The organism is Streptomyces sp. NPDC043853, assembly GCF_056436025.1.
On record NZ_JBWKDJ010000002.1, the window covers coordinates 700,906 to 727,653 of the forward strand.

General features: G+C 71.9%; 19 protein-coding genes. 11 read left to right on the plus strand and 8 right to left on the minus strand.

Features of this window, described 5'->3' with window-relative positions; translation table 11 throughout:
• Window positions 1–10: 10 nt before the first annotated feature.
• Window positions 11–1,156 carry a SpoIIE family protein phosphatase gene (locus AC067U_RS08430; RefSeq protein WP_478828848.1) on the minus strand — a complete coding sequence of 382 codons (1,146 nt, stop codon included), beginning with the start codon at window positions 1,154–1,156 and terminating at the stop codon, window positions 11–13.
• A gap of 116 nt (window positions 1,157–1,272) precedes the next feature.
• Between AC067U_RS08430 and AC067U_RS08435 the strand changes: the two genes are divergently transcribed.
• Window positions 1,273–2,508 carry a GNAT family N-acetyltransferase gene (locus AC067U_RS08435; protein ID WP_478828849.1) on the plus strand — a complete coding sequence of 412 codons (1,236 nt, stop codon included), beginning with the start codon at window positions 1,273–1,275 and terminating at the stop codon, window positions 2,506–2,508.
• Window positions 2,509–2,562: 54 nt separating this feature from the next.
• Here the strand turns inward: AC067U_RS08435 and AC067U_RS08440 are convergent, their stop codons facing one another.
• Together AC067U_RS08440 and AC067U_RS08445 are read right to left on the minus strand one after the other, a co-directional pair.
• Window positions 2,563–3,369 carry an Fpg/Nei family DNA glycosylase gene (locus AC067U_RS08440; RefSeq protein ID WP_478828850.1) on the minus strand — a complete coding sequence of 269 codons (807 nt, stop codon included), beginning with the start codon at window positions 3,367–3,369 and terminating at the stop codon, window positions 2,563–2,565.
• Between the two features lie 65 nt (window positions 3,370–3,434).
• Window positions 3,435–3,923, minus strand: coding sequence for a ribose-5-phosphate isomerase (locus AC067U_RS08445; protein ID WP_478828851.1), 489 nt, complete (start codon window positions 3,921–3,923; stop codon window positions 3,435–3,437).
• 325 nt (window positions 3,924–4,248) lie between these two features.
• Between AC067U_RS08445 and AC067U_RS08450 the strand changes: the two genes are divergently transcribed.
• Window positions 4,249–5,685 (plus strand): amino acid permease, encoded by a 1,437-nt coding sequence (locus AC067U_RS08450; protein ID WP_478828852.1) that lies wholly within the window; start codon window positions 4,249–4,251, stop codon window positions 5,683–5,685.
• Between the two features lie 112 nt (window positions 5,686–5,797).
• On the opposite strand, the gene AC067U_RS08455 is transcribed toward AC067U_RS08450, so the two are convergent.
• The gene (locus tag AC067U_RS08455) at window positions 5,798–6,382 is read right to left on the minus strand and encodes a biotin transporter BioY (protein ID WP_478828853.1); all 585 of its coding nucleotides are present in this window, start codon (window positions 6,380–6,382) and stop codon (window positions 5,798–5,800) included.
• A gap of 233 nt (window positions 6,383–6,615) precedes the next feature.
• Here AC067U_RS08455 and AC067U_RS08460 point away from each other — a divergent pair, with 233 nt between their 5' ends.
• Window positions 6,616–7,995, plus strand: coding sequence for an amino acid permease (locus AC067U_RS08460; protein ID WP_478828854.1), 1,380 nt, complete (start codon window positions 6,616–6,618; stop codon window positions 7,993–7,995).
• A 71-nt stretch (window positions 7,996–8,066) separates the two neighbouring features.
• Here AC067U_RS08460 and AC067U_RS08465 read toward each other — a convergent pair whose 3' ends face one another.
• Window positions 8,067–8,861 (minus strand): SDR family NAD(P)-dependent oxidoreductase, encoded by a 795-nt coding sequence (locus AC067U_RS08465; protein WP_478828855.1) that lies wholly within the window; start codon window positions 8,859–8,861, stop codon window positions 8,067–8,069.
• Window positions 8,862–9,126: 265 nt separating this feature from the next.
• Here AC067U_RS08465 and AC067U_RS08470 point away from each other — a divergent pair, with 265 nt between their 5' ends.
• Window positions 9,127–9,783 carry a superoxide dismutase gene (locus tag AC067U_RS08470; protein ID WP_478828856.1) on the plus strand — a complete coding sequence of 219 codons (657 nt, stop codon included), beginning with the start codon at window positions 9,127–9,129 and terminating at the stop codon, window positions 9,781–9,783.
• A gap of 130 nt (window positions 9,784–9,913) precedes the next feature.
• Here AC067U_RS08470 and AC067U_RS08475 read toward each other — a convergent pair whose 3' ends face one another.
• Window positions 9,914–10,558 (minus strand): mycothiol-dependent nitroreductase Rv2466c family protein, encoded by a 645-nt coding sequence (locus tag AC067U_RS08475; RefSeq protein WP_478828857.1) that lies wholly within the window; start codon window positions 10,556–10,558, stop codon window positions 9,914–9,916.
• A 163-nt stretch (window positions 10,559–10,721) separates the two neighbouring features.
• On the opposite strand from AC067U_RS08475, the gene pepN (AC067U_RS08480) reads away from it, so the two are divergent.
• A complete protein-coding gene (pepN, locus tag AC067U_RS08480) occupies window positions 10,722–13,277 on the plus strand; it encodes an aminopeptidase N (protein ID WP_478828858.1) in 2,556 nt (851 codons plus the stop codon).
• Window positions 13,278–13,463: 186 nt separating this feature from the next.
• Window positions 13,464–14,432 (plus strand): hypothetical protein, encoded by a 969-nt coding sequence (locus tag AC067U_RS08485; protein WP_478828859.1) that lies wholly within the window; start codon window positions 13,464–13,466, stop codon window positions 14,430–14,432.
• Here the strand turns inward: AC067U_RS08485 and AC067U_RS08490 are convergent.
• Window positions 14,408–15,349: a pyridoxamine 5'-phosphate oxidase family protein gene (locus AC067U_RS08490; RefSeq protein WP_478828860.1), complete on the minus strand. Its 942-nt coding sequence runs from the start codon at window positions 15,347–15,349 to the stop codon at window positions 14,408–14,410. The genes AC067U_RS08485 and AC067U_RS08490 overlap by 25 nt on opposite strands.
• A 22-nt stretch (window positions 15,350–15,371) precedes the next feature.
• A complete protein-coding gene (locus AC067U_RS08495) occupies window positions 15,372–15,830 on the minus strand; it encodes a VOC family protein (protein ID WP_478828861.1) in 459 nt (152 codons plus the stop codon).
• Window positions 15,831–15,958: 128 nt separating this feature from the next.
• Here AC067U_RS08495 and AC067U_RS08500 point away from each other — a divergent pair, with 128 nt between their 5' ends.
• The 5 genes from AC067U_RS08500 (at window position 15,959) to pepN (AC067U_RS08520) (ending at window position 26,615) form a co-directional block, all read left to right on the plus strand.
• Complete coding sequence (locus AC067U_RS08500; RefSeq protein ID WP_478828862.1) at window positions 15,959–16,525, plus strand: CGNR zinc finger domain-containing protein; 567 nt, start codon at window positions 15,959–15,961, stop codon at window positions 16,523–16,525.
• A 261-nt stretch (window positions 16,526–16,786) separates the two neighbouring features.
• Window positions 16,787–20,113 carry a S8 family serine peptidase gene (locus AC067U_RS08505; RefSeq protein ID WP_478828863.1) on the plus strand — a complete coding sequence of 1,109 codons (3,327 nt, stop codon included), beginning with the start codon at window positions 16,787–16,789 and terminating at the stop codon, window positions 20,111–20,113.
• A gap of 199 nt (window positions 20,114–20,312) precedes the next feature.
• A complete protein-coding gene (locus tag AC067U_RS08510; RefSeq protein ID WP_478828864.1) occupies window positions 20,313–22,688 on the plus strand; it encodes a TerD family protein in 2,376 nt (791 codons plus the stop codon).
• A gap of 205 nt (window positions 22,689–22,893) precedes the next feature.
• The gene (locus AC067U_RS08515) at window positions 22,894–23,925 is read left to right on the plus strand and encodes an aspartate-semialdehyde dehydrogenase (protein ID WP_478828865.1); all 1,032 of its coding nucleotides are present in this window, start codon (window positions 22,894–22,896) and stop codon (window positions 23,923–23,925) included.
• 107 nt (window positions 23,926–24,032) lie between these two features.
• On the plus strand, window positions 24,033–26,615 hold the full coding sequence (gene pepN / locus AC067U_RS08520; protein WP_478828866.1) for an aminopeptidase N: 2,583 nt from the start codon (window positions 24,033–24,035) through the stop codon (window positions 26,613–26,615).
• Window positions 26,616–26,748 lie beyond the last annotated feature (133 nt).

Below are 26,748 nucleotides of genomic sequence, written 5' to 3' on the forward strand. Positions count from 1 at the left end.
ACGGACGGCCCTACGCCGAGCGCCGGATCAGCAGCAGCGCACGGTCGTCGTTGACGTCCTTGGCGACCTGCTCGATCAGGTGCCAGGCGGCGCCCTCCCAGCCGGCCGCGACATAGCGGTCGGCCTCGCCGGTGAGGCGGTCGATGCCCTCGCTGATCTCCCGGTCGGCGGTCTCGACCAGGCCGTCGGTGAACAGCATCAGCACGTCGCCGGGGCGCACGTTGCCCCGGACGGGCTCGAACTCGGCGCCGTCGTAGACGCCCAGCAGTGGGCCGGAGCCGGACTTCTCCTGCCAGCGGCCGGTGCCCGCGGACAGCTGGAGGGCGGGCAGATGGCCGGCGGAGAGGAGTTCGTAGTCCCCGGTGTGCAGGTCCAGGACCAGGTGGACGGAGGTGGCGAAGCCCTCGTCCCAGTCCTGTCGCAGCAGGTAGCCGTTGGCGGCGGGCAGGAAGTCCTGCGGGGGCAGGGAGCCGAGCAGGCCGCCGAAGGCGCCGGAGAGCAGCAGGGCGCGGGATCCGGCGTCCATGCCCTTCCCGGAGACGTCGGTGAGGACGACCTCCAGGGTGCGCCCGCCGGGACCGGTCCGGGCGGCGACCACGAAGTCGCCGGAGAAGGACTGTCCGCCTGCCGGGCGGAGGGCCATCTCGCGGTGCCAGCCGGGTGGCAGGGCCGGGAGCTTGCTCTGTACCCGGATGCGTTCGCGCAGGTCGAACAGCATGGTGCCGCCGCGCCGCCAGGGCACTCCGACGCGGCTGCGGAACTGGGCGATGACCAGACCGAAGAGTCCGCAGGCGGCCACCACCAGCACCGTGCCGGGGGTGACCCGGGCGGGCCCCTGGGTGTAGGGGCCGAGAACGAGCGCCTCGACGATCAGGGCGGCGGCGGAGGCGGCGTACAGGGCGAGCAGGCTGGCGGGGCGCAGCAGCAGGCCGCCCGCGACGATCGGCAGGACGAGCGCGGAGGGCGAGAACCAGACGGGCAGCATCAGGGTGCCGAAGGTGATGGCGGGCACGGTGAGCAGCAGGCCGGCGAAGGCGAGCCAGTCCGACGCGTCGCCGCGGAAGTAGTCGACGGCGGATTTGCGCAGGGCGGTGCGGGCCCGGTGGGAGGTTTTCCGCATCCGGGCCGTCGCGGTCTCTCCACGTGCTCGGGCCATTGCTTCGGGACCCTATCCATCGTGACCGTCTGCGCGCAGCAGTACCCCCGCAGCGGCAGGGCGGGCCGTCCGAAATCCTGTGGCCTCAGGCGGAACGTCCTGATAGGCATTGCTTTATGGGGTATGAGACGCGGGTCCTGCGGCCCGAGGAGTGGGACACCTGGTACGACCTGCTGGAACTGGCCTTCGGCGGGGTGCCGGAATCTCCGGAGGAGCGGTCGTTCTACAAGTCCCTGACGGAGACGGAGCGTTCGCTCGGCGTGTGGGACGGCGCGGACTGTGTGGGCACGGCCTCGGCGTTCTCCTTCCGGGTGTCCGTGCCGGGTGGCGGGCTGGTGCCGGCGGCCGGGGTGACGATGGTGGGGGTGGCGCCCACGCACCGCCGCCGGGGTGTGCTGACGTCCATGATGCGGCGGCAGTTGGACGATGTCCGTGCGGGTGGTGAGCCGCTCGCCGTGCTGACGGCTTCGGACCCGGCGATCTACGGCCGGTTCGGCTACGGGGTGGCGACCTGGGGGATCTCCCTGGACATCGACACCAGCCGGGTGCGGCTGACGGTGCCGCCGGGCACGGAGGGGATCCGGCTGCGGCTGGCCGATCCGGAGCGGTCGCTGGCCGCCTGCGAGAAGGTGTACGCCGAGACGGTGCCGCGGCGTCCGGGGATGCCGGCCCGGCAGCCGGGCTGGGAGCGGCTGGGCCTGCTCGACCCGGAGTCGGGCCGGGACGGGGCCTCGCCGCTGAAGTGCGTGCTGGCGGAGCGGGCCTCGGACGGCGCGGTGGTGGGGTACGCCCGCTACCGGGTGAAGCCGGAGTGGGACCACACAGGTTCGGACGGGGTGGTGCTGGTCTCGGAGCTGGAGGGGCTGGATCCGCAGGCGTACGCGGCGCTGTGGCGGTACCTGTTCGAGATCGACCTGACCTGGCGGGTGAGCGCGGGCCGGCGGCCGGTGGACGATCCGCTGCTGCACCTGGTGACGGACGTACGGCGCTCGCAGCCGCGGACGCGGGACCAGATGTACGTGCGGCTGGTGGACCTGCCGCGGGCACTGGAGTCGCGGACGTACGGGTCAGCGGTGGACGTGGTGTTCGAGGTGGAGGACGCGTTCTGCCCGTGGAACGCGGGGCGCTGGCGGCTGGTGGGTGACGCGAGGGGGGCGAGCTGTGTGCGTACGCAGGACGCGGCCGGGGTCGCGCTGTCGGTCCGCGAGCTGGGGGCGGCCTATCTGGGCGGGGTCGCGCTGACGGCGCTCGCGGGTGCGGGCCGGGTCACCGAGCTGCGGCCGGGCGCGCTGGCGGAGGCGTCCCGGGCCTTCGCCGGCGAGGTGGCCCCGTGGCTGCCGCACATGTTCTAGGAGGGGGAGGCTCCCCCGGCCCGCCGGCCGAGGCTCTCCCGGCCCGCCGGCCCCCTACCGGGTCTGGCACCCCGGGCACCAGAAGAGGTTGCGGGCGGCGAGGTCCGCGGTGCGGATCTCGCCGCCGCAGATGTGGCAGGGCATCGCGGCCCGGCGGTAGACGTAGACCTCGCCGCCGTGGTCGTCCACGCGGGGCGGCCGGCCCATGGCCTCGGGGGTGTGCTCGGGCCGGACGGTGTCGATGCGGTTGTTGCGGACGCCCTCGCGCATCAGGTCCACCAGATCGAGCCACATCGCGTCCCACTCGGTGCGGCCGATGTCCTTGCCGAGCCGGTACGGGTCGATGCCGTGCCGGAAGAGGACCTCGGCGCGGTAGACGTTGCCGACGCCCGCGACGATCTTCTGGTCCATGAGGAGGGCGGCGATGGTGGTGCGGGAGCGGGAGATCCGCTTCCAGGCGCGGTCGGGGTCGTCTTCGGCCCGTAGCGGGTCGGGGCCGAGCCGGTCGTGTATCGCCTTCTTCTCGCCGTCCGTGATCAGCTCGCAGGCGGTGGGCCCGCGCAGGTCGGCGTAGTGCTCCTCGTTCGCCAGCCGCAGCCGGACGGTGGCGGTGGCGGGCGGGGCGGGGACGGCCCCGAAGGCGTACTTGCCGAACAGCCCGAGGTGGATGTGGATCCAGTCCTCGTCCAGCTGGAGGAAGAGGTGCTTGCCGTGGGCCTCGGCCGAGGCCAGCTCACGGCCGTCGAGGAGTGCCGCGCTCTCGGCGAACCGGCCCTGGGGGCTGCTCACCCGGACGGTCCGGTCGGCGAACCGTTCGGTGTGGTCCTGGGCGAGTCGGTGGATCGTATGCCCCTCGGGCACGGCACTGCTCCTGTACGTGCTGCGGGCCCCGTACGCGGCGCACGCGTACGGGGCCCGGGGTGCGGTCAGTCCTGCTGCGGGTGGTGGGCCGGGATCGGGGGCAGCTCGCCGGTGGTCTCGTACGCGGAGAGCATGTCGATGCGGCGGGTGTGCCGCTCCTCACCGGAGTACGGGGTGGCGAGGAAGGCCTCGATGAAGGAGGTGGCCTCCTCCTCGGTGTGCATCCGGCCGCCGACGGAGATCACGTTGGCGTTGTTGTGCTCACGGCCGAGCTTGGCGGTCTCCACGCTCCAGGCGAGGATGGCGCGGACGCCCTTGACCTTGTTCGCGGCGATCTGCTCGCCGTTGCCGGAGCCGCCGATCACGATGCCGAGGCTCTCCGCGTCGGCCGCGGTCTTCTCCGCGGCGCGCAGGCAGAACGGCGGGTAGTCGTCGACGGCGTCGTAGATGTGCGGCCCGCAGTCGACGGGCTCGTGGCCGTTGTTCTTGAGCCAGTCCACGAGGTGGTTCTTGAGCTCAAAGCCGGCGTGGTCGGATCCGAGGTAGACGCGCATGGCCACGAGTGTGTCACGGGAGGGCTGCCGGAAGGGCGGCCGGGGTGCCCGCGTCGAGCGCGGTTCGAGTGCCGGCCGGTACCCGAGTCGAAGATCACGAGGGGCGTTTCGCGATGATCACGCAGGTTGTGGCGCGAGTGTGGCGTAGGACACTCCGGAAGCTCAAGTAATACCAAAGTGCCCAGTTCAGACACGGATGCCGGTTCCGGGACCAAGGTCTGGGACGTTCGTCCTACGGCAACGATCCGGATTCGGGTCTTCCGTCTTTTGTTCATTCCGGGTTTGAATGCCGGGGCTCGCAACCCGAGAACCAAAGGATTCGTCCATGAGCTCCACGACGACCCTTCAGAAGGCAGGCGGCGCGTCCGGTGACCCCGGCGCCCCGCAGTCTTCCGAAGGTCTGAAGGCCGGTCTCAAGAACCGCCACCTGTCCATGATCGCCATCGGCGGCGTGATCGGTGCGGGCCTCTTCGTCGGCTCCGGTGGCGGCATCGCCAAGACCGGCCCCGCCATCCTGATCTCCTACGCGCTGGTCGGCGCGATGGTGGTCTTCGTCATGCGGATGCTGGGCGAGATGGCTGCCGCCAGCCCGAACTCCGGCTCCTTCTCGGCCTACGCCGACCGTGCCCTGGGCCGCTGGGCCGGCTTCTCCATCGGCTGGCTGTACTGGTTCTTCTGGGTCGTCGTCCTGGCCGTCGAGGCCACCGCCGGCGCCGTGATCCTCGAAGGCTGGGTCCCCGCCGTCCCGCAGTGGGCCTGGGCCCTGATCGTGATGGCCGTCCTGACCGTCACCAACCTCGGCTCGGTCGCCTCGTACGGCGAGTTCGAGTTCTGGTTCGCCGGCATCAAGGTCGTCGCCATCGCCGCCTTCGTCGGCATCGGCCTGCTGGCCGTGTTCGGCGTCCTGCCGGGCTCGGACAACCCGGGTGCGGGCTTCGCGCACCTCACCGACACCGGCGGCTTCATGCCGAACGGCTGGGGCTCCGTCCTCACCGGTGTGCTGATGGTCGTCTTCTCCTTCATGGGCAGCGAGATCGTCACCCTGGCCGCCGGCGAGTCCGAGGACCCGCGCCGCGCCGTCACCAAGGCCACCAACTCGGTCATCTGGCGCATCGGCGTCTTCTACCTGGGCTCGATCTTCGTCGTCCTGACCCTGCTGCCCTGGAACGACAAGTCGATCGTGGACAAGGGCTCGTACGTCGCCGCCCTCGACTCCATCGGCATCCCGGCCGCCGGCCAGATCATGAACGTGATCGTCCTGACCGCCGTGCTGTCCTGCCTGAACTCGGGCCTGTACACCGCCTCCCGCATGGCGTTCTCGCTGGGTGAGCGCGGTGACGCCCCCAAGGCGTTCGCCAAGGTCAACAAGCGGGGCGTGCCGACGGTGGCCATCCTGGGCTCCACGGTCTTCGGCTTCGTCGCCGTGATCTTCAACTACACCAACCCGGACACCGTCTTCAGCTTCCTGCTGAACTCCTCCGGTGCGATCGCGCTCTTCGTCTGGCTGGTCATCTGCCTGACCCAGCTGCGCATGCGCAAGATCCTCATGGCCGAGGCGCCGGAGAAGCTGACCGTGAAGATGTGGCTCTTCCCGTGGCTGACCTACGCGACCGCCGCGCTGATCCTGTTCGTCATCGGCTACATGTTCGTGGACGACGCCAACCGCGAGGTGGTCACCCTGTCCACCGTCGTCGCCGGTGCCGTCGTGGCCATCGGCGTGGTGCTGGACGCCCGCCGCAAGCGCGCCGCGCTGCAGGGCTGATCCCCTCCCGCAGCCGCACGTACGACAGACGCCGGAGCCCGGCCCGCCTCCTTCAGGCGGGCCGGGCTCCGGCGTTCACGGGACCCCGGCGTTCACGGGCCGGGCTCGGCGGTCAGCCGCGGCGGCCGGCCAGCTTCCACGCCGCCGGCAGGGCGCCCATGGCCAGGACGGCCTTGAGCGCGTCGCCGAGCAGGAACGGGGTCAGGCCGGCCGCGACGGCCGCGCCCGGGGACATCCCGGTGGCGGCCATCAGGTACGGGACGCCCACCGCGTAGATGACCGCCGAGCCCAGGACCATGGCGCCGGCGGTACGCGGCACCGAGCGGTCGGCGCCGCGCCGGGCGAGCGCGCCGACCAGGGTGGCGGCCAGCAGCATCCCGAGCACGTAGCCGAAGGAGGCGCCGAAGGCGCCCGAGGTGCCGCCGGCGAACCACGGCAGGCCGGCCGCGCCCGCGGCGGCGTACAGGGCCAGCGAGAGGAAGCCGAGGCGGGCGCCGAGGGCACTGCCCACCAGCAGGGCGGCGAAGGTCTGTCCGGTGACCGGGACCGGGGAGCCGGGCACGGGGACCGATATCTGCGCGGCGAGACCGGTCAGCGCGGCACCGCCGACGACCAGGGCGACGTCCCGGACGCGGCTCGCGGGCAGCAGGTCGGCCAGGACCAGGCCCGGGCGGGTGGCGACGGAAGCAGTGCTCATGAGGGGCTCCGCGGAAGGTGAGGGGCGGACGGACAGCCCGACGCTACGCGCGGCGGCGAGGCGGTCACAGCGCGTTCCGACACAAAGCCACAGGCATGCTCTTCGTGGGGAGTGCACAAAGCCTGGCCCCCGAAGGCCGGAGCGGAACGTCCGGAGTGATGCGAATCACGCAGGGCTTTGGTTGTGGCGAGTCCGTTTTGCGTCGCCGCCGAGCACTCGGGGACACTGTCGGGATGTCACAAGCATCCCTGCCGGAAGTCACCGAGGAACCCCTCGGCCACGGCCTCAAGCAGCGCCACCTGACCATGCTCGGTCTGGGCGGCGTCATCGGCGCCGGACTCTTCGTCGGGTCCGGCGCGGGCATCTCGCTCGCCGGTCCCGGCATCGTCCTCTCATATCTCTTCGCAGGTGCGCTCGCGATGCTGGTGATGCGGATGCTCGGGGAGATGTCCGCCGCGCTGCCCGCGTCGGGATCCTTCTCGGTGCACGCGGAACGGGCGCTGGGCCGCTGGGCCGGCTTCTCGGTGGGCTGGCTGTACTGGTTCCTGCTGGTCGTGGTCCTCGCCGTGGAGGCGACCGGCGCGGCGACCATCGCCCACGGCTGGGTGCCGGGGATCGCGCAGTGGGCCTGGGTGCTGATCTTCATGGTGGTGTTCACCCTCGCCAACCTCGCCGCCGTGCGGAACTTCGGCGAGTTCGAGTTCTGGTTCGCCGCCCTGAAGGTGGGCGCGATCGTCCTGTTCCTGATCCTCTCCACGCTGGCGATCTTCGGCCTGCTGCCCGACACCGAACCGGTGGGGCTGGCCAACCTGACCGGCCAGGGCGGGTTCCTCCCCAACGGCTGGTCCGGGGTGATCTCCGGGGTCCTGGCCGTGGTGTTCGCCTTCGGCGGCCTGGAGGTCGTCACCATCGCCGCCGCCGAGTCCGAGGACCCGGCGCGCTCGGTGTCGCGGGCGGTGCGCAGCGCGGTCTGGCGGATCCTGCTCTTCTACATCGGCTCGATGCTGGTGATCGTCACGCTGCTGCCGTGGGACGAGATGACGCCGGGCGAAAGCCCGTACGTGGCCGTGCTCGACGCGATCGGCATCCCGGCGGCCGGCCAGATCATGAACATCGTGGTGTTCGTGGCGCTGCTGTCGGCGCTCAACGCCAACCTGTACGGGTCCTCCCGGATGGTCTTCTCGCTGGCCGAGCGCGGCGAGGCGCCGAAGGCGCTGCTGGCCGTGTCGCCGGGCGGGGTGCCGCGGCGGGCCGTCTTCGCCTCGGTGGCGTTCGGCTTCGTGTCCGTGGTGCTGAACCTGCTGTGGCCGGACACGGTGTTCCTCTACATGCTCAACGCGGTCGGTGCGGTGCTGCTGTTCGTGTGGGCGCTGATCGCGGTCTCGCAGCTGCGGCTGCGGCGGCGGATCGAGCGGGACATGCCGGAGCGGCTGATCCTGCGGATGTGGGCGTTCCCGTACCTGACCTGGGCGGCGCTGGCGGCGATGGCGGCGGTGCTGGTGCTGATGCTGTTCGACGATGCGGCGCGGCCGCAGTTGCTGTGGTCGACCGGGGCGACGGTGGTCGTGCTGGCGGTGGCCTTCGTACGGGAGCGGCGCAGCCCGAAGTCCTGACCGGCCGCCGGTCGTGACCCCGGCCCCGCGGCCGGCGCAAGGCCCCCCGCCCTCGGCGGGGGGCTTCGTCGTCAGGTGCGCAGGTACGAGGCGCCGTTGACGTCGAGCACGGTGCCCGAGCTCCAGCGCGCGGCGGGCGAGGCCAGGTGCAGCACGGCGGCGGCGACCTCCTGCGGGGTGCCGACCCGGCCGAAGGGGCTCTGTGCCCGGATCCGCTCGCCCTCCTCCCCTTCGAGCCGCCCGGCGACCCGCTCGGTGGCCACGAAGCCGGGCGCCACGGAGGCCACCGCGATGCCGTGCGGGGCCAGCGAGACGGCGAGCGACTGGCCGAGTGCGTGCAGGGCGGCCTTGGTGGCGCCGTAGGCGGGGTGGTCGGGCTCGCCGCGGAACGCCCCGCGCGAGCCTATGTTGACCACGCGGCCCTCCCGCCGGCCGGCGATCATACGGCGGGCGACGCAGTGGGTGAGGTTGGCCGGGGCGAAGAGGTTCACGGCGGCCGTCTGCCGCCAGGCCTCCTGCCAGTCGGCGTACGAGGTCGTGGGCAGCGGGTGCGCGAACATCACGGCGGCGTTGTTCACGAGGACGTCGATGCCGCCGAGCGCCTCCTCGGCCTCGGCCGCGAGGGCTTCCACGCGGGCCGGGTCGCCGAGGTCTCCGCTGACGAGGACGTGCCCCTCACCCGGCAGGTCCGCGAGGGTCCGCTCGGCGTCCGCCCGGGGGACCGTGCAGTGAACCGCCACCCGGTCGCCCTGCTCGGCGAAGGCCGTGGCGATGGCACGCCCGATGCCCCGGGAGGCCCCGGTGACCAGTACCCCCCGGCCCGTGGCGGCCAGTTCCCGTATGCCGTGGTCGGTTCGTTCGTCCACCGGTCCCCCTGTCGTCGCGTCACCTCGCGTTCTGCGCCAGCGTACGGCGGTGATCACGGCCGGTCATCCGACCGTCCGAATATCGGACGCGAAGCATCCGAAGATCGGACGGGGGTGAGCCCAGGTGGCCCCGTGCGATCGCACGGGCCACCTGCGCGTTTCACGGAGGCAACCCTTACGTGTGAGATCCAATAGATACTGCTAGCGTGTAGTTGCGCATAGGTTGCAATAAGAGATCGGCACGCTGAGGGGACCGGATACACGCATGGCCATCTACACGCTTCCTGAGCTCCCGTACGACTACGCGGCGCTGGAGCCGGTGATCAACCCGCAGATCATCGAGCTGCACCACGACAAGCACCACGCGGCCTACGTCACGGGTGCCAACAACACGCTCGAGCAGCTGGCGGAGGCGCGCGACAAGGAGAACTGGGGCGCGCTGAACGGCCTGGAGAAGAACCTGGCCTTCCACCTCTCCGGCCACATCCTGCACAGCATCTACTGGCACAACATGGCCAGCCCGAAGACCGGCGAGGGCGGCGGCGAGCCGACCGGGGCCGACGGCGTGGGCGACCTCGCGGACGCGATCACCGAGTCCTTCGGCTCCTTCGCGAAGTTCAAGAAGCAGCTCACCTTCGCCTCCTCCGCCACCCAGGGCTCCGGCTGGGGCGTGCTCGCGTACGAGCCCGTCAGCGGCCGTCTGGTCGTCGAGCAGGTCTACGACCACCAGGGCAACGTGGGAGTGGCCAGCACCCCGATCCTGGTCTTCGACGCCTGGGAGCACGCCTTCTACCTGCAGTACAAGAACCAGAAGGTGGACTTCATCGAGGCCATGTGGAACGTGGTCAACTGGCAGGACGTCGCCAAGCGCTACGCCGACGCCAAGGCCAACACCCCGCTGCTGATCCCGGTCAAGGGCTGATCGGCACCCCCGTGCCGTCCGCCTCGTGATCGTCTTCTCAGCCTTCACCGGCGGACGTGTCCAGCAGGAAGCCCCCGCGATGACGTGAATCGCGGGGGCTTCCTGTCGTTCCGGTGTGTTCCCGGTACGGCTACTCGAACGAGGGACCCGCCGTACGGGTGCGCTTGATCTCGTAGAAGCCGGGGGTGGACGCCACCAGCAGGGTGCCGTCCCACAGGCGGGCGGCGGCCTCGCCGCGCGGGGCCGGGGTGACCACGGGTCCGAAGAAGGCCACTTCGCCGTCGGCGCCGGGTACCGAGATGACCGGGGTGCCGACGTCCTCGCCCACCCGGCGGATGCCGTCGTTGTGGGAGGCGCGCACGTCGTGGTCGAACTCGTCGGAGTCGGCGTAGTCGATCAGCTCGGCCGGCAGGCCGGCGTCGGCCAGGGCGCCGGCGATGGCCTCGCGGGTCGGGCCCTCGCCGTTGTTGTGGAAGCGGGTGCCGAGTGCGGTGTAGAGCGCGCCGACCGCCTCGTCACCGTGCTTGCGCCGGGCCGCCGCCACCACGCGGACCGGGGCCCAGCCCTTGGGGCCGACGATCTCCCGGTAGGTCTCGGGGAGCTCCTCCAGGCGGTTCTCGTTGAGCACGGCGAGGCTCATGACGTGCCAGCGGACCTCGACGTCGCGGACCTTCTCGACCTCCAGCATCCAGCGGGACGTCATCCAGGCCCAGGGGCAGAGCGGGTCGAACCAGAAGTCGACGGGGGTCTTCTCGCTCACCTGGGTGTCGGACATGTCACTCCTCTTGTTCCGGGGTTGCTCACGGGTTGGCTCACGGGTTGCTCACGGGGCCGGTGGTGCTCCACCGGTGGCCAACCGGCCGGGGACGTCCGGCATTCCCGTGGGAGGATGCGGATCTCAGAAGGTGTAGTAGGTGACATCGCACAAAGGAGTGCCCGTGCCCGGAGAGAACCTGTCCCGCGAGGAGGCCCGCGAGCGGGCCGAGTTGCTGTCCGTCGACGGGTACGAGGTGGTCCTCGACCTGAGGTCCGCCGTGGACGGGGCCGAGCCGGCCCGGGGCCCGCGCACCTTCCGCTCCGTGACCACGGTCCGCTTCCGGGCCGCCGCGCCCGGCACGGCCACCTTCGCCGACCTGGTCGCGCCCTCCGTGAACTCGGTCACCCTCAACGGGCGGGAGCTCGACCCGGCGGCCGTCTTCGACGGCGCCCGGATCGCCCTGGACGGCCTGGACTCCGAGAACGTCCTGGTCGTGGACGCGAACTGCGCCTACAGCCGGACCGGCGAGGGCATGCACCGGTTCGTCGACCCGGAGGACGGCGAGGTCTACCTCTACACCCAGTACGAGCCGGCCGACGCCCGGCGGGTGTACGCGAACTTCGAGCAGCCCGACCTGAAGGCCCCCTACCGGTTCACCGTGACCGCGCCCGAGGGCTGGCAGGTGTGGAGCAACGGCGCCGAGGAGTCCCGGGAGGGAGGCGTCTGGCGCTTCGCCGAGACCGCGCCGATCTCGACGTACATCACCTGCGTGGTGGCGGGCCCGTACCACTACGTGACGGACACCTACACCCGCGGGGACCTGACGATCCCGCTGGGCGCCATGTGCCGGAAGGGGCTGGCCCGGCACTTCGACGCGGAAGACGTCTTCCTCGTCACCAAGCAGGGCTTCGACTTCTTCCACGAGCACTTCGACTACCCGTACCCGTTCGGGAAGTACGACCAGGCCTTCGTCCCCGAGTACAACCTCGGCGCGATGGAGAACCCGGGCATGGTCACCTTCCGCGAGGAGTACATCTTCCGCGGGAAGGTGACGCGGGCGTCCTACGAGCGCCGCTGCAACACGATCCTGCACGAGATGGCGCACATGTGGTTCGGCGACCTGGTCACCATGAAGTGGTGGGACGACCTGTGGCTGAAGGAGTCCTTCGCGGACTTCATGGGCACCTTCTCGCAGGTCGAGGCGACCCGTTTCGACCAGGCGTGGGTGACCTTCGCCAACAACCGCAAGGCGTGGGCCTACCGGGCCGACCAGCTGCCGTCCACCCACCCGATCACGGCCGACATCCGTGACCTGGAGGACGCCAAGCTGAACTTCGACGGCATCACCTACGCCAAGGGCGCGGCGGTGCTGAAGCAGCTGGTCGCGTACGTGGGGCGGGAGGCGTTCCTGGAGGGCGCGCGGCGCTACTTCAAGGCGAACGCCTACGGGAACACCACGCTGGACGACCTGCTGACGGTGCTCGGCGAGGTGTCCGGGCGGGATATGGCGCAGTGGTCGCGGGCCTGGCTGCAGACGGCCGGCGTGAACGTGCTGACCCCGGCGGTGACGTACGACGCGGCCGGCCGGATCACCGAGCTGGCGGTGCTCCAGGAGGGCGAGCGGCTGCGGCCGCACCGGGCCGGGATCGGCCTGTACCGGCTGGAGGCGGACGGCTCCCTGGTCCGGTACGCGCGGGCGGAGGCCGACGTCGCGGGCGCGTCGACGGTCGTCGGGGAGCTGGCCGGGCTGGAGCGCCCGGACCTGGTCCTGGTCAACGACGAGGACCTGACGTACTGCAAGATCCGCTTCGACGAGGGCTCGCTTGCCACCCTGCGCAAGCACCTGGGCTCGGTGTCCGACCCGCTGGCGCGGGCACTGTGCTGGTCGGCACTGTGGAACCTGACCCGGGACGGGCTGATGCCGGCCCGTGACTTCCTTGCGCTGGTGCTGGCCTTCGCCGGGCGGGAGTCGGACGTCGGCGTGCTGCAGATGCTGCACGCGCAGGCACTGGGGGCCATCACCCACTACGCGGCTCCACAGTGGCGGGAGCAGGGCGGGCAGGAGCTGGCCACCGGCGCGCTGCGCGAGCTGCGGCTGGCGGAGCCGGGCTCGGAGCACCAGCTGACCTGGGCGCGGTTCTTCGCGGCGAGCGCGTCGGGCGAGAGCGATTTCCGGCTGCTGCTGGGGCTGCTGGACGGCTCGGCGCGGATCGACGGGCTGGACGTGGACCAGGAGCTGCGCTGGGACTTCCTGCTGCCGCTGGCCGCGCACGGCGCGGTGGGCGAGGCGGAGCTGGCGGCGGAACTGGCCCGGGACGACACGGCCTCGGGGAAGCGGCACCAGGTGCGCTGCCTGGCGGCGCGGCCCTCGGCGGCGGTCAAGGACCAGGCGTGGGCGGCGGTCGTCGAATCGGACGCGCTGTCGAACGCGCTGGTGGAGGCGACGATCGCGGGCATGCAGCAGCCTTCGCAGCGGGGGCTGCTGGCACCGTTCGCGGAGCCGTACTTCGCCTCGCTGGAGCGGGTGTGGGCAGAGCGCTCGATCCAGATCGGCATGGACGTGGTGCGGGGGCTGTTCCCGTCGCTGCAGGACAACGCGGAGACGCTGGCGGCGGCCGATGCGTGGCTGGCGGAGCACGAAGCCGCGGCTCCGGCCCTGCGGCGACTCGTCCTGGAGGCCCGCGACGACCTGGCCCGGGCGCTGCGCGCCCAGGCCTGTGACGCCGCCTCGGTCTGATCCGGCCCTTCCCGCCCGGCCCCGCGCGCCGTTCCCGGCCGCGGGGCCGCGGCATGCCGGGCCGGGCCCCGCCGGAGGGGCTTTTCGGCAGTCGAACGCCCGTACTTTAGCCCCGGCTTGTCCCGTTTTGGCGACGGGCGTGTAACAGGGGTTAGCGGGGGCACCGCGGCCGGGAATCCCAGCGGCATGAACCACAACACCCCGCTTCCCCTCCGCCACCTCGCCGGCGAAGGCGGCCGCCCCCGCGTCCTGACCCTCCCCCAGCTCCGCGAGCACGGGGTGACCGCCGCCGAGGCGGCGGAGCGGCCCTGGCAGCAGATCCTGCCGGGCGTGTTCCTGCTCCACGCGGGCACCGCGACCAGCGAGGAGCGGCTGCACGCGGTGCTCCTCTACGCCGGCCGGCGCGGCGGGGAGGCCATGATCACCGGACTGGCGGCGCTGGCGCTGTACCGGTTCGCGTCCGTTCCCCCGCTGCTCGCGCTCCAGCACCTCGACGTGCTGGTGCCCGGCACCCGGCGGATCCGCTCGACCGGCTGCGCCCGGCTGGTGCGGGCCCAGCACCTGCCCCGCCCCAACGAGGTGACCGGGCTGCCGGTCGCCCCGGTGGCCCGGGCCGTCGCCGACGCCGTCGCCCAGCTGACCGACGACGCGGGGACGGTGCGCCGGCTGCTGAGCGAGGCCGTGCGCGGCGGGCACTGCGAACCGGCCGCTCTGGTACGCGAACTGACCGTGGCCCGGCTGCTGAACCGGGCGCACGTGGTGGACGCCGTCGAATCGCTGCTCGCCGAGGGCCGGGCCATCGCCGAGGACCGGCTGTACGACATGGTCCGCCGGTACCAGCTGCCCGAGCCGTGCTGGAACGTGGACCTGCGCATCCCCGGCGGCCCGCACCTGGGCGGGGTGGACGCGTACTGGCCCGACCACGCGGTCGCGGTCGAGCTGGACACCCGGGCCCCGCGCCAGGGCGAGGACGAGGAGTGGACGGAGTACGCCCGCAAGCGGGACGCGCTGGAACGGCTGGGGGTGACGGTCGTCCACATCACCCCGCGCAAGCTGCGCGACCACGCCGAGCAGCAGGCCGCGGTCGTCCGGACCGCCCTGACGGCGTCCGCCGACCGCGACCCCGCCGCCTACCTCGTCGTACTGCCGCGGTGAGCGGCCACCGGCGGGTTCGCCGGGGAGTACTCCGGCGCGCTCCAGCGGAGCCGGCCCGGCCGGCGGCTTTCGGCCACTGCGTCCACCCGGAACCGGACCGTGCGTTCCGCTCCCGGGCCGAATTCGGTCCGGGCCCGGCCGGTCAGCTGGAGCACCGCTCCGGTCTCCCAGTCGGGGAACAGCAGGCCCGCCCGTCCGTCCGCGGCGAGGTTGCCCAGGGTCAGGAACATCGCGTTGCCGGCGTAGTCGGGCCAGGCCAGTTCGTTCGGGGAGAGCACCTCGACGAAGCCCGGGTTGCCGCCCCGGTGGCTCGCGTCGGCCCCGTCCTCGGCGACGGTGGCGACGAAGAAGGTGTCGGCGGCCCGGACGGTCCGCACCTGGTCGGGGTCGAGCGCACCCCCGTACCGCACGACACCTCCCTCTCCTTGCCCCCCTTCCTCCTGCACCACATCGAGCGGATGCCGTTTCTGCAGGTACTTCGGGCAGTTGGCGAATACCTGCTCTGCGCGGACGGCGAAACCGCCGGGAGCAGGCGCCGCAAGCGTGCCGTTGAGCCGCATCCGGCGGCGGGTGCGCGGGTCGAGGGCGATGGTGCCCACGGGCAGCCCGTCCGCGTGAAGCGCTCCGGCCAGCGGGTCGCCGCCGGGGAGCCGGGCGTCGACCTGGATCCGGCGGGGGCCGGCGGCCCGGACGAATCCGGGCTCGCCGTCCAGCACTGAAGCCCAGACGCGGCCGTCCCCCGCCTCCGCACCGATCACCAGGAACGGCTGCTGCGCCAGGAAGGCCGCGGCGACGTCCTTGATGCCGGCGCCGATGGAGCGGCCGACGTGGTCGGCGAGCTCCCGTACCCCGAGCCGGTCCTGCACGGCCCGGCTGCCCCCGTGGTAGGCGCCGGGCGTGAGCGCGGTCCCGTTCATGATCTGGAGCCTCCTCCGCTTGTTAGAAGAACCCGCAGGTGGGAACCCCCTCGACGGGCGCGGGAGCACCCTCGGCGCCGGTCGGCACGGAGATCTCCAGCCGGATGCCGTCGGGGTCGTGGAAGAAGATGCCGCCGGATCCGGCGCCCTCGCCGTGGGCGACGACCCCGTCGTAGGCGAAGTCCACCCCCTGCGCGCGGAGCCGGGTCTCGTACGCCCGGACCTCCTCGATGTCCCCGGCCTCGAACGCCAGGTGGTGCAGTCCGGCCGTGGCGGGCACGAAGCCGCCCTCCGCCTGCTCCCAGAGGGTGACGACGAGAGCGCCGTCGTGGCCGAGGAGCGCGAACCGGCGCCCGTCCTCCTTGCCCTCGGCGACCAGGCCGAAGTCCAGGACGTCCCGGTAGAACGCGAGCGAGCGGGCGAGGTCGGTGACGTTCAGCCCGATGTGGGCGGTGCGCAGCTTGCTGATGGCAGCCGTCATGGCGGTCCCCCTTGTGTACCTGTTGCCGTTCATCTCTAACCTTCTAAAACAAAATTAAGGGTTAGGGAATCCGGTGTCAACCGGTCACGTACTCTTGAGGGGTTAGCTCGACCACTGGAGGCGTCACGATGACGGCGACCGACCCCCGCCCGCTGACCGGGGAGCCGGTGGCGGTGGACCTGGTGAACACGCGGTGGATGCTGGACGGCGAGCCCGCCGACCTGTTCGCCGGCGCCGCCGGGCTGAGCCGCCTGGAGGGGCTGGCGCTGTGGCTGGAGGCCAACGGGCTGACCGCCGAGCGGGGGTTCCGGGCTGACAAGGCGACCCTCGTGCACCTGATGACCGCGCGCGAGGCGCTGGCCCGCGCCTTCCGGGACCCGGCCGACCCCGACGCCCTGTCGCTGATCGACGCGGTGCTGGAGCACGGCCGGATCCGGGCCACCCTGGGCCCCGAGGGGGCGGGCGAGCGGGCCGAGTTCGCCGATCCGGCCTGGGGGCCGGCCTGGACGGCCGCCCGGGACTACCTCGACCTGCTGGCCGCGGGGCCGGACCGGATCCGCAAGTGCGCGTCCGACACCTGCCTGCTGCACTTCTTCGACACCTCGCGCAACGGCACCCGCCGCTGGTGCTCGATGGCGATCTGCGGCAACCGGGCCAAGGCCTCCCGGCACTACGCGCGCACGCGCGAGCGGTGATCAAGGAATAGTTGTCACACCCCGGGCGGGCGACGACCCGCCCCGGGGCTCGCTGAATCGACAAGTCGACTCACCAGCACCCTCGGCTCGCCCCGGTATGCCCGGGTAAGGCCGCGGTGGCGGTTGCTCCGCACTGGCGAGAGTCCGCCAGTCACGGTCTCGTTTCGAGGCATCACTCCCCAAAGACCGGTCAGTTGCGCCAGGCTGACCGGTCATCCGGCACCGAAATCCGGACCGTTTCTTTCACTTACAGGGATGCTGATGACCCTCGAATCCCCCGGCTCCATACCCGGGGCCAGACGCGCTGCCCGCGTCGCGGCCGCGGCAGGACTGGTGGCCGCACTGGCGGCCACCGGCGCCGTGCCCGCGTTCGCGGCGGGCAGCGCCGACGCCCCCGGCACTGTTGCACCTCCCGTCAAGTCGGCCGACCAGAAAATCGGTTCGGCGGACGTGGAACTCCTCCAGGAGGCCCAGGCCAAGGGCGACAAGACCGTCACCGTGATGGTCGCCACCGCCCCCGGGCAGACCTCGCAGGTCGCCCAGCAGCTGGACGCCGTCCAGGGCGCCTCCGTCGGCCAGACGTACGACAAGCTCGGCTACGTCCGCGCCACCCTGCCCACCGACAAGGCGGAGGCCGCCCTCAAGGCGGCCGCGAAGCTGTCCTCCGTGCACGGCATCGACCTGCGGCACGAGATCCAGCTCCCGGAGCCCCGCCCCGAGGCCGGTTCCAAGGGCGGCGCCGGCAAGCGCACCGCCGCCGAGACCTACCCGGGCCCCGGCAAGGACACCCCGGCGAAGAACCCGTACAACCCGTCCTTCGAGACGGGCGCGGTGGACTTCGTCAAGGACCACCCGCAGGCCGACGGCCGCGGCGTGACCATCGGCATCCTGGACTCGGGCGTCGACCTCGGCCACCCGGCCCTGCAGAAGACCACCACCGGCGAGCGCAAGATCGTCGACTGGGTGACCGCCACCGACCCGATCACCGACGCGGACGGCACCTGGCGCGCCCAGATCACCCCGGTCACCCCGAGCGGCGGCGCCTTCACCGCGGGCGGGGCCACCTGGAAGGCACCCGAGGGCAGCTTCCAATGGAGCCGGTTCAGCGAGTCGATCACCGCCACCGGCGACATGCAGGGCGACGTCAACCGCGACGGTGACACCACCGACCGGTTCGGCATGCTCTACGACCCGGCCGCCGGGACCGTCCGCGTCGACACCGACCAGGACAACGACTTCACGAACAACGAGCCGATGAAGCCGTACAAGGACGGCTACCAGGTCGGCTGGTTCGGCACGGACAACCCGGCGACCGAGGTCGCCGAGCGGATCCCGTTCGTGATCCAGATCCGCAAGGACGTCCCGATGGACCCGCTGGGCGGTGACTGGGTCGGCAAGAAGGCCGACTTCGTCAACGTCGGCATCATCGAGTCCGAGCACGGCACCCACGTCGCCGGCATCACCTCCGCCAACGGCCTGTTCGGCGGCAAGATGAACGGCGCGGCGCCCGGAGCCAAGCTGGTCTCCTCGCGCGCCTGCTCCTGGTCCGGCGGCTGCACCAACGTCGCGCTGACCGAGGGCATGATCGACCTCGTGGTCAACCGCGGCGTGGACATCGTCAACATGTCCATCGGCGGCCTGCCGGCGCTGAACGACGGCAACAACGCGCGGGCCGAGCTCTACACCCGCCTGATCGACACCTACGGCGTCCAGCTGGTCATCTCGGCCGGCAACTCGGGCCCCGGCCTGAACACCATCGGCGACCCCTCGCTGGCCGACAAGGTCATCAGCGTCGGAGCCTCGGTCTCCAAGGAGACCTGGGCCGCCAACTACGGCTCCGGCGTGGCCACGAAGTACAACATGTTCAACTTCTCCTCGCGCGGCCCGCGTGAGGACGGCGGCATGACGCCGACCCTGAGCGCCCCCGGCGCCTCCATCAACACCATCCAGACCTGGCTGCCGGGGGCCCCGGTCGCCGAGGCCGGCTACGCACTGCCCGCCGGCTACGGCATGCTGCAGGGCACCTCGATGGCCTCGCCGCAGGCGGCGGGCGCCAGCGCCCTGCTGATCTCGGCCGCCAAGCAGGAGAAGGTCGCGCTCACCCCGGCCGCCCTGCGCGTCGCGCTCACCAGCACCGCCAAGAAGATCGACGGCGTCCCGGCGCACGCCCAGGGCGCGGGCCTGATCAACATCCCGGCGGCCTGGGAGTCGGTCCAGCGCGGTGCCAAGGCCAATGACTTCACGGTCAAGGCCCCCGTCGACACCGCGATCGACCAGTTCCTGAAGACCCCGGGCTTCGGCACCGGCATCCACGACCGCGAAGGCGGCCTGAAGGTCGGCCAGAAGAAGGTCTACGACGTCGTCGTCACCCGCACCACCGGCGTGAAGTACGGCACCCGCCACAACCTGAGCTGGCGCCACAACGACGGCACCTTCAAGGTCCTCGGCGGCTACGACTACGTCACCCTGCCGCTGAACAAGCCCGTCACCATCAAGGTCGAGGCGAAGGCCGGCACCCCCGGCGTGCACAGCGGCATCCTGCAGCTGGACGACGAGACCACCGAGGGCATCGACAAGCAGATCCTCTCCACGGTCGTCGCCGCCGCCCCGCTGGCCCAGCCCGGCTACGGCTTCTCCACCACCGGCACGGTCCAGCGCAACAGCCACCAGTCGTACTTCGTCACCGTCCCGGCGGGCGCGAAGTCGCTGGAGGTCGCCCTCGGCGGCCTGGCCGCGAACAGCCAGACCCGGTTCATCTCGATCCACCCCTACGGTGTGCCGGTCGACCCGACCTCGACGGTCAACTGCTACCCGAACTACAACAACCCGGCCAACACCTGCCGCCCCGACCTGCGCTCGTACGAGAACCCGCAGCCGGGCGTCTGGGAGATCGAGGTCGAGGCGCGCCGCACCTCCCCGGTGCTGGACAACCCGTACAAGCTGGACGTCTCGGTCCTGGGCGGGTCCTTCGACCCGGCCGTCAAGGTGCTGCCCGAGGTGAAGCAGGGCACCCCGTCGCCGGTCACCTGGACCGTCAAGAACGACTTCGCGGCCATCTCCGGCGGCAAGCTCAAGGGCGGCGGCCTCGGTTCGGCGAAGGTGGCCAAGCCGACCATCGCGAACGGTGAGACCCAGACCAGCACGGTCACCATCGGCGCGGGCGTGTCCCGCCTGGACGTCTCCATCGGCAAGGTCTCCGACGCGGCCGCCGACCTGGACCTCGAGGTCTACAAGGACGGCGTCAAGGTCGGTTCCTCCGCGGACGGCGACTCCGAGGAGAGCGTGTCCCTGACCAACCCGGGCGCGGGCACCTACACCGTCCAGGTGATCGGGTACTCGGTTCCGGCCGGCAGCACCACGTACGACTACCGCGACGTGTACTTCTCGGACGCCCTGGGCTCGATCCAGGTCGACGAGTCGGCCGCGGTGAACCTGGCGAACGGCGCCTCGGCGCAGGTCTCGGCGAACGTGCTGGTGAACGCGGCGGCCCCGGAGGGCCGGCAGTTCTTCGGCCAGGTGCAGCTGCTGAACGGCCGCGGCACGGCCGCCGGCACCGGCAGCGTCCAGATCGAGAAGGTCACCCCCTGACCGGGTGACGACCTGAGGGCCTGACGGAACGTCGGCCTGACGGAACGACGGAGGGGCCGGTGCCCGACGGCGAGCACCGGCCCCTTCCGCATGCTCACTTCCGCGGCGGCGGCCTCTGCTCCTCGGTCCGCCTCGGTCGGCCTCGGTCGGCCTCGGTCGGGAAATGATCGACGGGACCGGCGGCTGACAGGATGCCGATATGCCGATGATCATCAAGGGTGCCAACACGCCGCTCCCCCGAGGGCCGTTCCGCATCACCGTGGGCCGGACCGCACGGCCGGACACTCCGGCGGTGGCGGCCGCGGCGGTCCTGCTGGACGCCGGCGGCCGGGTCCGCGACGGCCACGACGTGATCGTCGGGGACCGCCCCCGGCACCCGTCGGGCGCGGTCCGGTACCTGGGCGGGGCGCAGGAGGGCGGACTGCTCTCCCAGCGGCTGGAGATGGACCCGGACGACGTGGAGCCCTCCGTGCAGCGGGTGCTGATCGCCGCCGTGGCGGCGGGCGGGCCGTTCGGCTCGGTCGGCGGACTGTACGTGGAGGTGGCGGGCGGCGACGGAGCGCCGGTGGCGCGGTACGAGGTCACGGACGCCGGCGGGGAGACCGCGCTGGTGCTGGGCGAGTGCTACCGCCGGAACGGGGCCTGGAGGTTCCGCGCCGTGGGCCAGGGCCACACCGCCGGACCGGCGGCCCTGGCCGCCGAGTTCGGCATACCCGTGGCGGCGTTGCCGGCCCCGCCGGTACCCGGTCCCCCGATGACCGAGGTCCGCAAGGAAACGGAAGCCGGCCCGCCCGCCCCCGGCGCACCGATCGCACCCGTGCCGCCGCCGGCGCAGAACACAGCCATGGCGCCCTCACCGGCTTCACCCGTGGTCGCACCCGTGCCGGGAACCGCGGCCTCCCGGCCCGCGGGGCCGACCACCCCGGATCCCGCGGCCCTCGTCTCCGGCGGACTCCCCGTGTCCGCCGTACCGGCCGCAGCACCCGTACCGACGGCGCCGGGCACCGATGGCCTGCCCGGCACGCCGACGGCCGGCCACCCCGCCCCCGCCGGGACCGCGCCGACCGGCAGCGGCCCGCGGCACGGTGATGCGGCCGGGTCGGCCGTGGCGGCCGTGGAACCGGCCTCGAACGGTTCGGGCGGGGCCGCGGCGGGCGAGGTACTCCACGCATGGCAGGGCAACGGCGACAGCGTGGTCACGCTCGACCGGTCCGCCCCGCGGGGGCCGCTGCTCGTCGAGGTGTCCTCGGCCGGCGGCTACTTCGTCGTCCAGACCCTCGACCGCCGCAACGAAGAGGACGAACTCCTCTTCAACGCCACCGCCCCGGTCCGGAACGGCCGCGCCCTGGTCGTGCACGGCACACACGCGCTGCGGCTGCGGATCGAGACGGACGACGCCTGGACCCTGCGGGTGCTGCCGGTCACCGCCGCCCGCCCGCTGACCCCCGCCGCCCCCGTCTCGGCCTCCGGCCCCGACGTGCTCCTGCACGACGGCCCGGTCAGCGACCTGCGGATCCACCACCAGGGCCCGGACTCCTACTTCTGCGTGACGACGGCACGCCCCGACCGCCCTGGCGAGGCGGACCGGGACCTGCTGACCTGCGACCACAAGCCCCTCGACACCACCCACCCGCTCCCGGCCGGGCCCCTGCTGGTCCTCGTGGAGGCGGAAGCCCCCTGGACCGCCACGCTGCTCCCCGTGCCCGGGCACCACCACGCCCCGGAGGAGGCCGAGCAGGCCCTCGCCCGCTCCCGGGCCACCGGTGTGTACGAGGGACGCGGCGGCATGGACATCACCGTGGAAAACCCCGAGCCCGGCCGTACGGCTGTCCTGGAGTACGAGACGCTCGGCGCCCAGGACGGCCCCCGCCACTTCCTGGCGGACTGGATCGATGACGGAGGCCAGGAGATCCCGGCGATGGCGGGGCAGCAGCACGGGTCCCGGGGGCGGATCCTCGCGTTCCCGATGGGCGGCCCCCGGGCCCGCCTGCGGGTGAAGACGGACGGCGACTGGCGGCTGCGCCTGCACTCGCCCGACACGATCCCCTCCCTCACCGACCACGCCGAGGGGAGGGGGGCCGCCGTCCTGCACTACGCCGGCCCGCCCGCGCTGCTGCGGATCGAGCACACCGGTCGGGAGAAGCACGCACGGCTGGAGGTGTACACCGCCCAGCCGGGCGGCCGGCTCGTCTACCTGTCCGCGTCCGTCAAACCGCGGCACACGGCGACCGGGCCACTCGCGGGAAGCCCCGACGGCTGGGTCCACGTGGTGGTGACGGCTCCCGAGACGGTCGGCTGGCTGCTGACGGTGCTGCCCCTGGACAGCGCCCCCGAGGTGGAGCGGAAGGTGTCCGGCAAGGGCCCGGCCGTGGTGCGGATGGCCGGCCCGCCGGCGAAGGTGGAGGTCCGGCACGACCCCGGCCGCCGGGAATTCGGGTACATCTTCCTGTTCACCCTCGACGAGTACCTGCGCCCGGCAGAGCGGCTGTGCACCGAGCCGGGGGTGCACACCGTGCCGTCCGGCTGGGTCACCGTCCGCGCCCCGGGGAAGTGGAGCCTCCAGATCCGCAGCTGACCGGCGGGCACGCCGCCCCGGCCAGGCCTTTCCACCGGCTCGGCGGGCGGGAACCGGCCCCGTCACGTGATCGTCACGGTGCCGGGGCTCCAGTGATCCTCGTCCGCTCTGCGGACACCCTGGCCAATAGATTGGACAAGCGGCCCGGGGTCGCACGCATGATGGAGCAGGCTGTACCGAGCTGGACGCATCAGAAGGAGTCACCGTGAGGGTCGGAATCGTCGGAGCCACCGGACAGGTCGGCGGCGTCATGCGCCGCATCCTCGCCGAGCGCAAGTTCCCGGTGGACGAGCTGCGGCTCTTCGCCTCGGCCCGGTCCGCCGGCTCCACCGTGGAGTGGGAGGGCCAGGAGATCACGATCGAGGACGCCTCGGCCGCCGACTACTCCGGCCTCGACATCGTGCTGTTCTCGGCCGGCGGCGCCACCTCCAAGGCCCTCGCCGAGAAGGTCGCCTCCCAGGGCGCCGTGGTGATCGACAACTCCTCCGCCTGGCGCAAGGACCCCGAGGTCCCGCTGGTCGTCTCCGAGGTCAACCCGCACGCGATCAAGAACCGTCCCAAGGGCATCATCGCGAACCCGAACTGCACCACCATGGCCGCGATGCCGGTGCTGCGCCCGCTCCACGAGGAGGCCGGCCTGGTCTCCCTGATCGCCACCACCTACCAGGCCGTCTCCGGCTCCGGCCTGGCCGGTGTCGCCGAGCTCAAGACGCAGGCGTGCGCCGTGTCCGAGGCCGCCGACCAGCTCACCTTCGACGGCGAGGCCGTGGAGTTCCCCGAGCCCGGCGTCTACAAGCGGCCCATCGCGTACAACGTGGTCCCGCTGGCCGGCAACCTGGTCGACGACGGCTCCTTCGAGACCGATGAGGAGCAGAAGCTCCGCAACGAGTCCCGCAAGATCCTGGAGATCCCTGAGCTCAAGGTCTCCGGCACCTGCGTGCGCGTCCCGGTGTTCTCGGGCCACTCCCTCCAGGTCAACGCCTCCTTCGCGGGTCCGATCAGCGTGGAGCGCGCCTACGAGCTCCTCAAGGACGCCCCGGGCGTCGAGCTCTCGGAGATCCCGACCCCGCTCCAGGCCGCCGGCAAGGACGCCTCGTACGTCGGCCGGATCCGCGTCGACGAGACCGTCGAGCACGGCCTCGCGCTCTTCCTCTCGAACGACAACCTGCGCAAGGGCGCCGCGCTGAACGCGGTGCAGATCGCCGAGCTGGTCGCGGAGGAGCTCCGCCAGGGCTGATCCCGCCCAAACCGCCGCCGAAGGGGCGGGCACCCTATTTGGGTGTCCGCCCCTTCACTTTGCGTGGAAGGATGGCCGGGAACGTCACCATCGAAGGAGATGAACGCGTGCCTGGCACGAACCTGACCCGTGAAGAGGCTCAGCAGCGGGCGAAGCTGCTCACCGTGGACTCCTATGAGATCGAACTCGATCTCAGCGGCGCGCAGGAAGGCGGCACCTACCCCTCCGTGACCACCGTGCGCTTCCACTCCGCGGAGGAGAACGCCGAGACCTTCATCGACCTGGTCGCGCCGACCGTGCACCAGGTCGTCCTCAACGGGACCGCGCTCGACGCCGCCGAGGTGTTCAAGGACTCCCGGATCGCGCTGACGGGCCTCAAGGCCGGCGCGAACGAGCTCAAGGTGGTCGCCGACTGCGCCTACACCAACACCGGCGAGGGCCTGCACCGCTTCGTCGACCCGGTCGACGAGCAGGCGTACCTCTACACCCAGTTCGAGGTGCCGGACGCCCGCCGGGTGTTCGCCTCCTTCGAGCAGCCCGACCTGAAGGCGTCCTTCACCTTCACCGTGAAGGCGCCCGAGGGCTGGACGGTGATCTCCAACAGCCCGACGCCCGAGCCGAAGGACAACGTCTGGTCCTTCGAGCCCACCCCGCGCATGTCCACGTACGTGACCGCGCTGATCGTCGGCCCGTACCACGCCGTGCACGACCGCTACGAGGGCCCGGACGGCCAGGTCGTCCCGCTGGCCATCTACTGCCGTCCCTCGCTGGCCAAGTTCCTCGACGCGGACGCGGTCTTCGAGGTCACCCGGCAGGGCTTCGACTGGTTCCAGGAGAAGTTCGACTACGCCTACCCCTTCGCCAAGTACGACCAGCTGTTCGTGCCGGAGTTCAACGCGGGCGCGATGGAGAACGCGGGCGCGGTGACGATCCGCGACCAGTACGTGTTCCGGTCGAAGGTCACGGACGCGGCGTACGAGGTCCGCGCCGAGACGATCCTCCACGAGCTGGCCCACATGTGGTTCGGCGACCTGGTCACCATGGAGTGGTGGAACGACCTCTGGCTGAACGAGTCCTTCGCGACGTACACCTCGATCGCCTGCCAGGCGTACGCCCCCGACTCGAAGTGGCCGCACTCCTGGACCACCTTCGCCAACTCCATGAAGACCTGGGCGTACCGGCAGGACCAGCTGCCCTCCACCCACCCGATCATGGCGGAGATCCGCGACCTGGACGACGTCCTGGTCAACTTCGACGGCATCACCTACGCCAAGGGCGCCTCGGTGCTCAAGCAGCTCGTCGCCTACGTCGGCATGGACGAGTTCTTCAAGGGCGTGCAGGCGTATTTCAAGGCGCACGCCTTCGGGAACACGCGGCTGTCGGACCTGCTGGGCGCGCTGGAGGAGACCTCCGGCCGTGACCTGACCGCCTGGTCGAAGGCGTGGCTGGAGACGGCGGGCATCAACATCCTCCGCCCGGAGATCGAGACCGACGAGCACGGGAGGATCACCTCCTTCCGGGTCCGCCAGGAGGCCCCGGCGCTGCCGGCCGGAGCGAAGGGCGAGCCGGTGCTGCGGCCGCACCGGATCGCGATCGGCTTCTACTCCCTGGACGGCGCGACCGGCAAGCTGCTGCGCGAGCGGCGGGTGGAGCTGGACATCGCGGCCGCCGAGCTGACCGAGGTCCCGGAGCTGGTGGGGCACGAGCGCCCGGACGTCGTCCTGCTCAACGACGACGACCTGTCGTACGCCAAGGTCCGGCTGGACGAGCACTCGCTCGCCAAGGTCACCGCGCACCTGGGCGATTTCGAGGCCTCGCTGCCGCGGGCGCTGTGCTGGGCCTCGGCCTGGGACATGACCCGGGACGGCGAGCTGGCCACCCGCGACTACCTGTCGCTGGTGCTGTCCGGCATCGGCAAGGAGTCGGACATCGGCGTGGTGCAGTCCCTGCACCGCCAGGTGAAGCTGGCCATCGACCTGTACGCGGACCCGGCGTGGCGCGAGAGCGGCCTGGCGGCCTGGACCGGGGCCGCCCTGGAGCACCTGCGTGCGGCCGAGGCGGGCAGCGACCACCAGCTGGCGTGGGCGCGGGCGTTCGCGGCCACCGCCCGTACGCCGGAGCAGCTGGACCTGCTCGCGGGCCTGCTGGACGGCTCGCAGACCGTCGAGGGCCTGGTCGTGGACACCGAGCTGCGCTGGGCGTTCCTGGAGCGGCTGGCGGCGACCGGCCGGGCGGACGAGCCGGAGATCGCGGCGGAGCTGGAGCGGGACAAGACGGCGGCGGGCGAGCGGCACGCGGCGACCGCCCGGGCCGCGCGGCCGACGGCGGAGGCGAAGGCTGCCGCCTGGGCCTCGGTCATCGATTCCTCGGACCTGCCGAACGCGGTGCAGGAGGCCGTGATCGGCGGCTTCGTCCAGACCGACCAGCGGGAGCTGCTCGCGCCCTACGGCGAGAAGTACTTCTCGGTGCTGAAGGGCATCTGGGAGTCCCGCAGCCACGAGATCGCGCAGCAGATCGCGGTCGGCCTGTACCCGTCCCTGCAGGTCTCGCAGGCCACGCTGGACACCACGGACGCCTGGCTGGCCTCGGCGGAGCCGAACGCGGCGCTCCGCCGGCTGGTCTCGGAGTCCCGCGCGGGCATCGAGCGCGCCCTGAAGGCCCAGGCTGCCGACGCGGCCGCGGCCTCCTGATCCGATCCCGGTGAAACGGGGGCGGCCCCGGTGCGGAACACCGCACCGGGGCCGCCCTGCGTTCTCCGTGCTGCCCGCCGGTCCGGTCACACCGGTGGCCGGCAGCGCGAGTGCCCCCGCCGCTGCCCCCCGC

Bases quoted from the DNA above. Each gene is read 5' to 3' on its own strand.
- AC067U_RS08500 (WP_478828862.1), top strand. From the start codon at position 15,959: ATGACGGCGACCGACCCCCGCCCGCTGACCGGGGAGCCGGTGGCGGTG.
- AC067U_RS08430 (WP_478828848.1), bottom strand. From the start codon at position 1,156: ATGGCCCGAGCACGTGGAGAGACCGCGACGGCCCGGATGCGGAAAACC.
- AC067U_RS08435 (WP_478828849.1), top strand. From the start codon at position 1,273: ATGGGGTATGAGACGCGGGTCCTGCGGCCCGAGGAGTGGGACACCTGG.
- AC067U_RS08460 (WP_478828854.1), top strand. From the start codon at position 6,616: ATGTCACAAGCATCCCTGCCGGAAGTCACCGAGGAACCCCTCGGCCAC.
- AC067U_RS08495 (WP_478828861.1), bottom strand. From the start codon at position 15,830: ATGACGGCTGCCATCAGCAAGCTGCGCACCGCCCACATCGGGCTGAAC.
- AC067U_RS08445 (WP_478828851.1), bottom strand. From the start codon at position 3,923: ATGCGCGTCTACCTCGGATCCGACCACGCCGGCTTTGAGCTCAAGAAC.
- AC067U_RS08470 (WP_478828856.1), top strand. From the start codon at position 9,127: ATGGCCATCTACACGCTTCCTGAGCTCCCGTACGACTACGCGGCGCTG.
- AC067U_RS08455 (WP_478828853.1), bottom strand. From the start codon at position 6,382: ATGAGCACTGCTTCCGTCGCCACCCGCCCGGGCCTGGTCCTGGCCGAC.
- AC067U_RS08510 (WP_478828864.1), top strand. From the start codon at position 20,313: ATGCCGATGATCATCAAGGGTGCCAACACGCCGCTCCCCCGAGGGCCG.
- AC067U_RS08475 (WP_478828857.1), bottom strand. From the start codon at position 10,558: ATGTCCGACACCCAGGTGAGCGAGAAGACCCCCGTCGACTTCTGGTTC.
- AC067U_RS08485 (WP_478828859.1), top strand. From the start codon at position 13,464: ATGAACCACAACACCCCGCTTCCCCTCCGCCACCTCGCCGGCGAAGGC.
- AC067U_RS08450 (WP_478828852.1), top strand. From the start codon at position 4,249: ATGAGCTCCACGACGACCCTTCAGAAGGCAGGCGGCGCGTCCGGTGAC.
- AC067U_RS08505 (WP_478828863.1), top strand. From the start codon at position 16,787: ATGACCCTCGAATCCCCCGGCTCCATACCCGGGGCCAGACGCGCTGCC.
- AC067U_RS08490 (WP_478828860.1), bottom strand. From the start codon at position 15,349: ATGAACGGGACCGCGCTCACGCCCGGCGCCTACCACGGGGGCAGCCGG.